Below are 12143 nucleotides of genomic sequence, written 5' to 3'. Positions count from 1 at the left end.
CGTCCACTCCGGGAGCGCGGCGGCCGCAGCGGCACCGCCCGCCCCCTCCTCCTCCGGAGGCACCCCGTGAAACCCATCCGCGCACCCCGCCCCGCCGTCCGCGGCACCTCCGTCGCGGAGGGGCCCCTGCCGGTCGACGGGCCGGTGGAGGTCGTGGCCGCGGACGGGACCGGGATCGTGCGCCGCGGCGAGCGGCCCGTCGTCGCCCGGTGCCGGTGCCGGTGCCGGTGCGGGTGCGGGCGCGGTCTGCCGGACCCGTTCCGCGACACCGGCCACCGCCGCCGGACCCGGTCCGGCGGGTCCGCGCCCGAGCCGCCCGCCTGAGGGGCCGGCCCGCACCCCGAGGAGGCCCGCCATGACGACGACCGTCCCGCGCACCGCCGGTGCCCGGGCGCCCGACCCGCCGGTCGTCGGGGCGCCCGCCCCCGCCGAGGAGGAGGCATGAACCTCATGACCCACATCCGGGACGAGGACGGCGCGGGCCCGACGGAGACGCTGCCGCCCGACCACACCCAGGCCATCCTGGAGGTCACCAAGGAGGTCGGCGCCGTCCTGAAGGGCTCCGGCTGCCCGTTCGCCCTCGTCGGGAGCGTGGCCGCCTACGCGTACGGCATCCCGGTCCGGCTCCAGCACGACACCGACTTCGCGCTGCGCGCGGAGGACTCCGAGACCGTCGTCCGGCTGCTGCGCGGACGCGGCATCCGGATCGTGGACCCGCCCGAGGACTGGCTGGTGAAGGCCCGCAGCGGCGGGGAGCACATCGACCTGATCTTCTCCCTCGCCGGACGGGCCGTCACCACCGAGCTCCTCGACCGGGCCCGGATCCTTCCCGTCGACTCCGTGCACCTGCCGGTGCTCGACCCGACCGACCTGATGGTCGGCCGGCTCGCCGCGCTCTCCGAGCACCACTGCGACTACGGCCCCCTGCTGCCGGTCGCGCGGGGCCTGCGCGAACGCGTCGACTGGGACCGGGTCCGCGAGGAGACCGGCGACCGCCCCATGGCCGCCGCCTTCCTCCACCTGCTCCACCTGCTCGACGTCCTCCCGCACCCCGCGCCGACACGAGACGAGGCCGATCCCCGTGACTGAACGACCCGAGCCGTACGAGGACGAGTACCGCGTCGCCCGGCTGCGCGAGCGGCTCGCCGGGGACGGTCCGGCCGAGCTCGGCGTGCGGGTGGAGCGGCGCGGCGGCGTCGTGCTGCTCACCGGCACCGTCCCGAACTCCACCCGGCGCGACGAGATCCTGGCCCTCGCCCGGGCCACCCTCTCCGGACTCACGGTCCGCACCGAGGTCGCCGTGGCCGGTCGCGACGCCCCGGACCACGGGGAGGAGCTGCGATGACCCTCCTCGGCCCGGAACGCGCCGCCCCCGAGCCCGTCGTCCGCATCGCCGCGGTCGGCGACATCCACCTCGGCGAGGACTGCGCGGGCCTGCTCCGCCCCGCCTTCGAGGCCCTCCCCGACTGCGCCGACCTGCTGCTGCTGGCCGGCGACCTGACCCGGCACGGCAGCGTCGCCGAGGCCGAGGTGGTGGCGGGCGAGGTCGCGTCGCTCGGCGTCCCCGTCGTCGCCGTCCTCGGCAACCACGACCACCACGCGGGCACACCGGACGAGGTCGGCGGGGTCCTGCGCGATGCCGGCGTGCTCGTGCTGGAGGGCGAGAGCACCGTCCTGCCCGTCGCCGGGCACAAGGTCGGCGTCGCCGGCGTGAAGGGCTTCTGCGGCGGGTTCGTGGGGCGCAGCGCGGGCGAGTTCGGCGAGCCCGAGATGAAGGCCTTCGTCCGGGCGACCCGGCGCAGCGCCGAGGGCCTGGCCCGCGCGCTCGGCGAGCTGGCCGAGCACGGCTGCGCCGTCCGCGTCGCGCTCACGCACTTCTCCCCGGTGCCCGACACCCTCGCGGGCGAACCGCCGGAGATCTACCCCTTCCTCGGCAGCTACCTCCTCGCCGAGGCGATCGACGCCCAGGGCGCCGACCTCGCCGTGCACGGCCACGCCCACCTGGGCACCGAGCACGGCATGACGGCCGGCGGGGTCCGGGTGAGGAACGTCGCGCAGCCCGTCATCGACCACGCCTACGCCCTCTACCGCCTGCCCCTCGACGGCTCCGCGGCGCACGCGGACACCACCACGGCCCGCTACGGCAACCGCTGACCGGCGTCGGTCGCGCCGTCCTCGCGCGCGGCGGACGCCCCGCGGCCGCACGGCAGAAGTCCAGCCGCACAGCAGAAGCGCGGCCGGCAGTGCGCAGGCCGCGCCTCGGGCCCTCCACGTCCGTGTTCCCCGTGCCGTCAGGGGCTCACCCTGTCGGTGACGGAGGGACGGCCCGCGACGCGGGGCCGCGCACGGCACCGGCTTCACCCGGTGTACGACACCGGCTTCACCCGGTCGAGCCGCTCCGCCCACAGCGGCCTCAGTGGGCCGACGCGCCGAACTCGGCGTGCTGCGTGCGGAGCGAGAAATCCGTCTCGCCGGGCGGTGGCCGGCCCAGGAAGCCGCGTCGTGTCTCGGCCCTGGCCTCCCGTATCAGCGTCCTGAACTCCTCGTCCGTGAGCCGGTGCCGGCAGCCGGTCTCCCCGTCGGCCGTCCTTTCCCCGGTGTGTCCGCGCATCGTCCTCGCCGCCTGCCGTCCTTCTCGTGCGTCTCCGTGTCCACGGCGCCTACCCGCCACGCGCCCGAACAGCCGTCCGGGGGCGGCCGGAACGGCGGACCGTAGGGTGGAGGCCGTACGACGAGACGAGGGAGGGCGGGATGGCCGGTACGGAGACCGGGGAGACGGTGGACGGGCTGCTGGCCGAGCTGGCCGCACTGGAGGACCCCCGGATGCGGGAGGTCAACGAACGGCACGGCGACGACCACGGCGTGAACCTCGCGAAACTGCGCGCGATCGCGAAGCGGCTCGGGACCCGGCACGAGCTCGCCCGCGCGCTGTGGGCGAGCGGCGACACCGCCGCCAGGCTCCTCGCCACCCTCGTCTGCCGCCCCGGTGGGTTCGGGCGCGAGGAACTCGACGCCATGCTCCGCGGGGCCCGCGCGCCCAAGGTCCACGACTGGCTCGTGAACTACGTGGTGAAGAAGGGCCCGCACGCCGAGGAGCTGCGCCGGGCCTGGCTCGCGGACCCCGACCCCGTCGTCGCGAGCGCCGGCTGGGAGCTCACCGCCGAGCGGGTCGCGAAGCGTCCCGACGGCCTCGACCTCGACGGTCTCCTCGACACCGTCGAGGCCGGGATGAGGGACGCCCCCGACCGGCTCCAGTGGGCGATGAACCACTGCCTCGCCCGGATCGGCATCGAGCACCCCGCCCTCCGCGAGCGCGCCCTCGCCGTCGGCGAGCGCCTGGGGGTCCTCAAGGACTACCCGACCCCCAGGGGCTGCACCTCTCCCTACGCCCCCGTCTGGATCGCCGAGATGGTCCGCCGCCGCGAGGCGTGACACGTCTCTCCCGGCCGCCCCGGCGTCCTCGCCGGCGCGGCGGCCGCCGGGAGCGGATCCCGTCGGCGTCGCGCCCGCGCGGGCGCGGGCCCGTGGCGGAGGAGGGGAGGGAGTGCCACGCCCCGCGGGTCAGGTCACCTTCCGAGCCACGCGTTGCGGATCGACACCGTCGAGGTGTTCCCCTGCCGGTCCGTGACCTCGGCGGAGAGGGAGATCCCGCCGTCCTTCGCCGGGTTCCGCACGGCCATCCGGCCGCCGACCACCGGCACCGACCGCCAGCTCTTCCCCTCGTCGTAGCTGACCTTCACGGTCAGCGACCCGAGGTTCCCGCCGGCCGCCGAGCCCTGCACCGTGACCGGGACCGAGACCCACGCGTGCGCCGGGGCGCGGGAGGCGAGGTCGACGGGGGCCGCGAAGCGGACCGTGGACACCGGCAGCGCCGTGGTCCGCGCGACCTCCTTCGAACGGAACGCGAAGGAGGTGTCGATCCGGGTCGACACCCCGGCGACGCCCGCCGGCCGCTCGGCCGAGGTGACCAGGCGGTACGCGGCCTCGGTGCCGTCGACCGCGAAGGGCCGTCCACCGCTCAGCGGATCGTCGTTCGACGCCACCCGCACGCCGTCGCGGTACAGCGTCGACGTCGCCGACGCGAACAGCGAGGAGCCCGCGTGGCCCTCGCCGTCGGCGAGCAGCGGCACGGCGCCCACGAGCCCCTGTTCGCCCGTCACCGGGTCGGGCGCGGTGCGGAAGACGCCCATGCCCTCGTCCAGCAGCGGCCCGAAGACGCCGGCGTTGAACCGCTCCCGGTACGTCCGGCCGGCCTCGTACCGCTTCGGCCGGAGCATCTCGTAGCTGCCCTCGAAGGCCGGGTAGCCCCACTCGTCGGGCGCGCCGAGCTGGTTGAAGCGCGTCAGCCAGGAGACGCCGTCGGCCGTCGACACGCGGAAGGTGCGGGTGCCCGGCGTCGGCTGCGGCGCGGAGAAGCCGTTGCCCTCCGGCGCTCCCGGCAGGTGCGCGTAGGGGGAGGCCAGCGCGGTCCGGTCGGCCGCGGAGGAGCCGAGGCCGACCTTCAGGGTGGCCAGCTCGCCGTCCTTCACGTGGCGGGTGTAGCCGGTCGCGACCGTGTCCGCGGGGCCGCCGAAGGCCACCGCGTACTGGGTGGCGGGGTCCTTGAGGAAGTGCGCGTCCCAGGTCTGCAGCAGCGAGCCGTCGGTGACGGCCGGACCCTGGTGGGCGGTGCGGAAGCCGGCGAAGCCCCGCAGGACCCAGCCGTTGCCGACCCGGCCGATCTCGGTGTCGCGCTCGTAGTACGTGCCCGCGTAGTCCGCCCGGTCGATCCCCGGCACGGTCAGGTCCACCGGCCGCGTCGTGCGCGCGTCGACGGTGACGGTGGTGTCCGCGGTGACGTCCAGCTTCGGCTGGGCGATCCAGTCCGTGCCCTTCGTGTAGTCCGAAGGGTCCTCGTAGACCGCGGTGTTGAGCGTGTACGCGCCCTTCGGCACCCGCAGGGTGTGGCTGCCCGGCTCGTTGTCGACGCGCGCCTGGAATCCGGCCGCCGCTCCGCCGACGCCGGTCAGCGTGTTGGCGAAGTTCCGCGCGTCGGCGCCGTCCCGGCCGAGCGTCCTGACCGTGAGGTCGTACGACTCCGCCTCCCGCACGGCCACGGCGGCGGTGCGTACCGTCCCGCCCGCGCCGGTGGCGGTGACGTGACCGGAGTAGGTGCCGTCGGCCTCGCCGACGCTGGTGTCGGCGACGAGGTCGACCGTCGCCGTCCCGCCGGCCGGCACCGTCACCTTCGGGGCCCCGAGCGTGAGGAAGCCCTCCGGGGCCGGCTTGCCGGCCGGGTCCAGGGTGGCCACCGACAGGTCGAGGGTGACGTCGGCCGTCCCGAGGTTGCGGTAGACGAGCTGCCGGGTGACCGGCCGGTCGTCGCCGTGCGGCCACAGCGCGGTGCCGAAGTTCAGCGACCCCGGCTCGGCGATGACCGTCTGGGTCAGCGCCCGGTCGACCTCGACACGGCCCGCGCCCTGCTGGAAGGCGGTGAGGCCCTCGCCGCCCTTCGCCGACCCGGTCAGCGCGCCCTTGAGCTCGGCGGCCCGCCACTGCGGGTGCCGCTGCTTCAGGATCGCCGCCGCGCCCGCCACGTGCGGGGTGGCCATGGAGGTGCCGTCGAGCTGGAGGTAGCCCGGCGCCGGATGCGGGGTGCCGGGGCGGGTGTCGAGGACGCTGCCGGGGGCGGCGGCGGCCGTGACGGCGACGCCGGGCGCGGTCACGTCCGGCTTCACCGCGCCGTCACCGAGCCGCGGGCCGGTGCCGGAGAAGGGCGCGAGCCGGTCCTCGTGGTCGACGGCGCCGACGGTCAGCGCGGCGTCCGCGCTGCCGGGCGAGCCGACCGTCGACGCACCGGCCTCGCCGTCGTTTCCGGCGGCGACCGCGAAGAGGATGCCCTTCTCGGCGGAGAGCCGGTCGACCGCCGCCTCCAGCGGGTCGACGCCGGGGCTGTCCGGGCCGCCGAGGCTGAGGTTGACGATGTCGGCGCCCTCGGCCGCCGCCCACTCCATGCCCGCGAGCACGGCGGAGTCGTCGCCGTACCCCTCGTCGTCGAGGACCTTCCCGCTGATCACCTCGGCGCCGGGTGCCACGCCCTTGTACCGGCCGCCGGAGGCGGCGCCGGTGCCGGCGGCGATGGAGGCGACGTGTGTGCCGTGCCCGACGCGGTCCACCGCGTCGGGGGAGGAGGAGAAGTTCCGCTCCGCGACGACCCGGGTCCGCAGATCCTCGTGGGTCCGGTCGACACCGGTGTCCAGGACGGCGATCTTCACCCCCGTGCCGTCGTAACCGGACTCCCAGGCCTTGTCGGCGCCGATCTGCCGGACGCTCCGGTCGAGGCGCGCCTGGCGCACCCCGTCGAGCCACACCTTCCCGATGCCGGCGGCGGTGGTCCGCGCGCCGCTCCGCTCCCGGTCGGTGAGCGCCTCCCACACCCGGGCGAGGTCGTCCCGGGAGGCCTGGAGCGCGTCCGCGCCGAGCGCCGGCAGGGTCCGCAGCACCTCGGCGCCGCCGTCCGCGCGGACCCGGTCCCGCGCCGCGGCGACCCCGCCCTCGTACCGCACGATCAGTCTGAGCCCCGCCCCGTGATGGGCGCGCAGCCTCGGATCGGTGAGAACGTCGAGGTCGAAGAGCCGCTGGTCCAGGCGGCCTTCGGCGATCAGGCGCTGCGCGTCGCCCGGCACCACCAGGGTGCGGTCCCCGGTGCGCCGGATCTCGACGGGTATGCGCTCGCGGCCGGCCGCGGCCTCGAAGCGGACCATCCGGCCTCCGGCGTCCACCACGACGTGGTCGCCGGTGACGAGCGGGATCCGCTGGTCGCCGCCGACGCGCCGCGCGCCGGGGTTCGTTGACGGATCGGAACGGTAAGTCCCGTCGTTTTCAGTGGTGTTGTACGTGACGTTCGCTGCGATCGCCGGGGACGGGCCGGTCATGCCCGCCAGCAGGGCCACCGAGGTGGCCGCCGTGATCGTCAGGGCGCGTGCTCTCCGCACGTGTGCGCGCAAGTCTCCCCCAGGAGCTTGGGATGAGGTCGAGTGGTCGGTTCCGGCCGGCGGCGCGAGAGGCGCCCGCCGTCGGTCAGCGCAGTATGTGAGCTCACCGGGGTGTGATCAACGGCGGTCCGGGCGAGCGGGGTGGGAGCGACGGGATTCCGGCCACGGCGGAGGGCGCGAGTTCGATGGGGCGGCGACAGGGGTGTGACGAGGGTGTGACACCCGTGCGATTCCTGTGCGACGGCGGCCTCGGGTGACACCCCGGAAACCCGGTCGGCGCGGGCTTTTCCGGTGTCCGCGGTGCCGCGACCGGAGCGCCCCTCTCCGATTGGCCGTTTCCGAGCCGCGAAAGCCCGGTCCCGTCCGTGCCGTTGACGACCCCGCGTTCCGGTCGCGAGGATGTCCACCACTCACTTGGGAGCGCTCCCACGTCATGCTCGTACCGAGGGCGTGCTCCACCGACCCCCCATGAGGAGCCCGGACGTGAACCGACGGAGAACCGCCCTGATGTCCCTGACGGCCCTGCTGGCGGCGGGCCTGACCGCGGTGCCCGCCGCACCGGCCGGAGCGGACGAGGTGGAGCGGATCGTGAACGGCGCCTTCGACGACGGCGCCGCGTCCTGGTGGACGAGCGGCGTCACCGCGGGCCCGGCCGACGGCGGACTCTGCGCCGACGTGCCCGGCGGCACCGTGAACCGCTGGGACGCGGGCGTCGGCCAGAACGACCTCGCCCTCTCCGCGGGCGAGACGTACCGCATCGCCTTCCGCGCGACCGGCACCCCGGCCGGCCACTCGGTCCGCGCCGTCGTCGGCCTCCAGGTCGCCCCGTACGACGCGTACCACGAGGTCGTGCCGCAGCTCAGCGTCTCCGGCGACACCTACGCGTACACCTTCACCTCCCCGGTCGACACCACCCAGGGACAGGTCGCCTTCCAGCTCGGCGGCGCCGCCGAAGCCTGGCGGTTCTGCCTCGACGACGTCTCCCTCCTGGGCGGGGTGCCACCGGAGAAGTACGAGCCCGACACCGGCCCCCGCGTCCGGGTCAACCAGGTCGCCTATCTGCCCCGCGGCCCCAAGAACGCCACCCTCGTCACCGAGGCGACCACCCGGCTCCCCTGGCGGCTCGACGACGCGGACGGCACCGCCGTCGCGCGCGGCTGGACCGTCCCGCGCGGGGTCGACGCCTCCTCCGGACAGAACGTCCACTCCATCGACTTCGGCCGACACCGCAAGCCCGGCACCGGCCTCACCCTCACCGTCGACGGCGAGACCAGCCGCCCCTTCGACATCGGCACCGCCGCCTACGACCGACTGCGCCTGGACGCCGCGAAGTTCTACTACACCCAGCGCAGCGGCACCGCCATCCGGGACGACCTGCGGCCGGGCTACGGCCGCGCGGCCGGACACGTGGGCACCGCCCCCAACCAGGGCGACTCCCAGGTCCCCTGCCAGCCGGGCGTCTGCGACTACACGCTCGACGTCACCGGCGGCTGGTACGACGCCGGCGACCACGGCAAGTACGTCGTCAACGGCGGCATCTCCGTCTGGCAGCTCCTCTCCACCCACGAACGCGCCCGGCACGCCCGCACCGGCCACGCCGAGGCGCTCGGCGACGGCACCCTCGCCATCCCCGAGAGCGGCAACGGCGTCCCCGACCTCCTCGACGAGGCCCGCTGGGAGCTGGACTTCCTCCTGAAGATGCAGGTCCCCGACGGCGAACCCCTCGCCGGCATGGCCCACCACAAGATCCACGACGAGCAGTGGACCGGACTGCCGCTCCTGCCCTCCGCCGACCCGCAGAAGCGCGAACTGCACCCGCCGACCACCGCCGCCACCCTCAACCTCGCCGCCACCGCCGCCCAGGCGGCCCGCGTCTACGAGGAGTACGACCCCCGGTTCGCCGCCACCGCGCTCGCCGCCGCCCGCAAGGCGTGGGCCGCCGCCCTCGCCCACCCCGACGTCCTCGCCTCCGAGAGCGACGGCATCGGCGGCGGCACCTACGCCGACCCCGACGTCTCCGACGAGTTCTACTGGGCCGCCGCCGAGCTCTACCTCACCACCGGGGAAAGCGGGTTCAGGGACCACGTCCTCTCCTCGCCCGTCCACACCGCCGACGTCTTCGGCCCCGTCGGCTTCGACTGGGCGAGGACGGCCGTCCCCGCCCGCCTCGACCTCGCCACCGTCCCCAACCGCCTCCCCGGCCGCGACAAGGTCCGCCACTCCGTCCGCGCCGGAGCCGACCGCTACCTGGCCACCCTGAAGGCCCACCCCTACGGCATGCCGTACGCCCCCGAGGGACAGAAGTACGACTGGGGCTCCACCCACCAGATCCTCAACAACGCCGTCGTCCTCGCCACCGCGTACGACCTCACCGGCGCCGCCGCGTACCGCGACGGAGCCGTCCAGAGCATGGACTACGTCCTCGGCCGCAACGCCCTGAACCTCTCCTACGTCACCGGCTACGGCGAGGTCAGCGCCCTGAACCAGCACAGCCGCTGGTACGCCCACCAGCTCGACCCCACGCTCCCCCACCCGCCCGCCGGTTCGCTCTCCGGCGGCCCCAACTCCAGCATCCAGGACCCGCTCGCCCAGTCCAGACTCCAGGGCTGCACCGGCCAGTTCTGCTACATCGACGACATCCAGTCCTGGTCCACCAACGAACTGACCATCAACTGGAACTCCGCCCTGACCTGGATGGCGTCCTTCGTGGCCGACCAGGGCTAGACCGTGCGCGGGGCTCCCTCCTCCGCCCCGCGACCGCACGCCCCGGACGCCGCTCCCTCACCCGGCCTGATCCGGAGGAGACGGCCTAACCCCGGGCGGCCCCCGCCTTCTCCGCGCGGAAGGCGCGCCGGTAGGCGGCGGGGGTGGTGCGCAGGGCCTCGTGGAAGCGGCGGCGGAGGTTGACGGCCGAGGAGAGGCCCACCCGGTGGGCGATGGTCTCCACGGGCAGGTCCGTCTCCTCCAGGAGGGCCCGGGTCGCGGCGATCCGCCGGTCGAGCAGCCAGCGCCCCGGGCTGATGCCCAGCTGCTCGGTGAAGCGCCGGGTCAGCGTCCGAGGCGAGACCCGCGCGCGGGCCGCCATCTCGGCCACGGACACCGGCCGCTCCAGCCGCTCGCCCAGCCACTCCAGGAGCGGCGCCAGGGAGTCGGCCACCGGCCCGGCGGCCGGCAGCTCGGCGTACTGGAGCTGACAGCCCTCCCGGTGCGGCGGCATGACCATCCGCCGGGCGATCCGCGTCGCGTACGCGGCGCCCTGGTCGGCGCTCACCAGGTGCAGGCACAGATCCACGCCGGCCGCGCCGCCGGCGCTGGTCGCGACGTCGCCGTGGTCCACGTACAGCACCGCGGGGTCGACCCGCACCCGGGGGAAACGGGAGGCCAGTTCGGCGGCGCGCGACCAGTGGGTCGCGGCCCGCCGCCCGTCCAGGAGCCCGGCGGCGGCGAGCACGAACGCGCCCGCGCAGAGTCCGACGACCCGCGCCCCGCGGGTGTGCGCCCGCCGCACCGCCGCCACCACGGCGGGCGGCACCTCGCTCCCGGCCGCGGGCCCCCAGCCGGGCACCACCACGGTGTCCGCCCGCTCCAGCGCGTCGAGCCCGGCGGCGACCAGCAGCTCGTAGCCGGCCTCGGTCCGCACCGCCCCCGGTCGCTCGGCGCAGACCTCGAAGGCGTACCGCGCCGGGACCAGGGGCCCGTGGTCGCCGAAGACCTCGGAGGCGCACGAGAGCGGGAACGCGGCCTGTGGCGGCAGCAGGAGCGCCACGACCCGGTGCGGGGCCGGGGGTTCGGGCCGGGTTGGCGGGGTCGGCGGGGGCGGCGGGGTCATGGCGTGAAAGTACCCCATCGTGTCGTTCGGGACACTGGGGACCGTCGATGGTCCGGACCAGCATCGGTACGTGACCACCAAGCAGCCAGAACTCCGGGCGCGGGCCGTCCCCGCCGGGCCGCCGACCTCCCCGACTCCCCTGTGGGACCGCCGATTCGGCCTCTACTTCACCGCCCGCGCGATCTCCCTCCTCGGCGACGCGATGATGCCCGTGGCCGCCGCGCTCGCCGTCGGCGCGCTGTACGGCGTGACCGGCGTCGGCCTCGTCCTCGGCGCCTGGACCGGCACCTTCGTGCTGCTGGTCCTCTTCGGCGGCGTCCTCTCCGACCGGTTCGGCGCCCGCCGGATGATGGTCGGCGCCGACCTCGTGCGGGTGGCCACCCAGGGGGTGCTGGCCGCGGCGTTCTTCGCCGGACGGCCGCCGTTCTGGCTCCTCGTCTCCATGGCGGCCGCCGCCGGCGCGGCCGTCGCCATGTTCCTGCCCGGGGTGAACGGGATGGTCCCGCTCGTCGCCCGCGACCCGCACCGGGCGAACGCCACCCTCAAGGTCGCCGACGCGCTCGCCCACCTCCTCGGCCCCGCCCTCGCGGGCCTGCTGATCGCCGTCACCGACCCCGGCACGGTCTACGCGATCGACGCCGCCACCTTCCTCGTCAGCGCCCTCTGCCTGGCCCTGCTGCGCCTCGCCCCGAAGACCGCCGACTCCGCGCCCCGCACGGGGAGTTCGCTCCGCCGCGACCTGCGCCGTGGCTGGCGGGAGTTCCGCGCCCGCACCTGGATGTGGGCGGTCGTCCTCATCTGGGTCGTCCACGGCGTGCTCGTCTTCGGCCCCCTGGTGCCGCTCGCCTCCGCCCTGATCGGCGACCGCCTCGGCCCGAACGCGTACGGCCTGGCCGTCTCCTTCCTCGGCGCGGGGACGGTACTGGGCGGGCTCCTGGCGCTCCGGCTGCGCCCCGCCCGCCCCCTCGCCGCCGGCGCGACCGCGATGCTCCTCTACACCGCGCTGCCGCTCTCCGTCGCCCTGGACGCCGGCCTGCCCGTGCTCCTCACCGCCCACGCCCTGGCCGGCGGCGCGCTCGCCTTCTGGTCGGTGATGTGGGCCACCAGCGTGCAGACCCACACCCCGCCCGAGGTCCTCAACCGCGTCAGCGCCTACGAGCTCGCCGGTTCGGTCTCCGGCATCTCCGCGGGCCAGCTCCTCGCGGGCCCCGCCACCACCCTCGCCACCCCCCACCACTTCCTGCTCCTGTCGGCGGCCACCTGCGTGGCGGCGAGCGTCGCCCTGCTGGCCGTCCCGGCGATCCGCACCCTCCGCCGCGCCCCGAGCACCTGAGGACGGG

At 75.5% G+C, this 12143-nt stretch carries 9 protein-coding genes; 6 read left to right on the top strand and 3 right to left on the bottom strand.

The genetic code is table 11. From position 1 onward, the window contains the following. The first annotated feature begins 441 nt into the window (after nucleotides 1-441). From ACFQ8C_RS11270 to ACFQ8C_RS11260, 3 genes are read left to right on the top strand one after another with little or no spacing between them, the layout of a single operon-like run. Nucleotides 442-1089 (top strand): nucleotidyltransferase family protein, encoded by a 648-nt coding sequence (locus tag ACFQ8C_RS11270; protein WP_383454871.1) that lies wholly within the window; start codon nucleotides 442-444, stop codon nucleotides 1087-1089. Further along, nucleotides 1082-1345, top strand: coding sequence for a BON domain-containing protein (locus ACFQ8C_RS11265; RefSeq protein WP_383454868.1), 264 nt, complete (start codon nucleotides 1082-1084; stop codon nucleotides 1343-1345). Before ACFQ8C_RS11270 ends, ACFQ8C_RS11265 begins: the two co-directional genes overlap by 8 nt. After that, nucleotides 1342-2154, top strand: coding sequence for a metallophosphoesterase (locus ACFQ8C_RS11260; protein ID WP_383454865.1), 813 nt, complete (start codon nucleotides 1342-1344; stop codon nucleotides 2152-2154). The genes ACFQ8C_RS11265 and ACFQ8C_RS11260 overlap by 4 nt, the downstream gene beginning before the upstream one ends. A 259-nt stretch (nucleotides 2155-2413) precedes the next feature. Here the strand turns inward: ACFQ8C_RS11260 and ACFQ8C_RS11255 are convergent, their stop codons facing one another. Further along, entirely contained in the window at nucleotides 2414-2611 is a 198-nt protein-coding gene (locus ACFQ8C_RS11255) for a hypothetical protein (protein ID WP_383454863.1), read from the bottom strand. 140 nt (nucleotides 2612-2751) lie between these two features. Here ACFQ8C_RS11255 and ACFQ8C_RS11250 point away from each other — a divergent pair, with 140 nt between their 5' ends. Then, nucleotides 2752-3432, top strand: a complete 681-nt coding sequence (locus ACFQ8C_RS11250) for a DNA alkylation repair protein (RefSeq protein ID WP_383454861.1) — start codon at nucleotides 2752-2754, stop codon at nucleotides 3430-3432. A 134-nt stretch (nucleotides 3433-3566) separates the two neighbouring features. Here the strand turns inward: ACFQ8C_RS11250 and ACFQ8C_RS11245 are convergent, their stop codons facing one another. Further along, nucleotides 3567-6974 (bottom strand): S8 family serine peptidase, encoded by a 3408-nt coding sequence (locus tag ACFQ8C_RS11245; protein WP_383454858.1) that lies wholly within the window; start codon nucleotides 6972-6974, stop codon nucleotides 3567-3569. Nucleotides 6975-7457: 483 nt separating this feature from the next. On the opposite strand from ACFQ8C_RS11245, the gene ACFQ8C_RS11240 reads away from it, so the two are divergent. Then, complete coding sequence (locus tag ACFQ8C_RS11240; protein ID WP_383454855.1) at nucleotides 7458-9698, top strand: glycoside hydrolase family 9 protein; 2241 nt, start codon at nucleotides 7458-7460, stop codon at nucleotides 9696-9698. Between the two features lie 85 nt (nucleotides 9699-9783). Here ACFQ8C_RS11240 and ACFQ8C_RS11235 read toward each other — a convergent pair whose 3' ends face one another. Further along, nucleotides 9784-10803 (bottom strand): GlxA family transcriptional regulator, encoded by a 1020-nt coding sequence (locus tag ACFQ8C_RS11235; RefSeq protein ID WP_383454852.1) that lies wholly within the window; start codon nucleotides 10801-10803, stop codon nucleotides 9784-9786. A gap of 70 nt (nucleotides 10804-10873) precedes the next feature. Between ACFQ8C_RS11235 and ACFQ8C_RS11230 the strand changes: the two genes are divergently transcribed. Beyond that, on the top strand, nucleotides 10874-12136 hold the full coding sequence (locus ACFQ8C_RS11230) for an MFS transporter (protein ID WP_383454849.1): 1263 nt from the start codon (nucleotides 10874-10876) through the stop codon (nucleotides 12134-12136). Nucleotides 12137-12143 lie beyond the last annotated feature (7 nt).

This window comes from Streptomyces sp. NPDC056503 (genome assembly GCF_042794995.1).
GTDB lineage: Bacteria > Actinomycetota > Actinomycetes > Streptomycetales > Streptomycetaceae > Streptomyces.
This window is presented reverse-complemented; position numbering and strand designations above follow the sequence as displayed.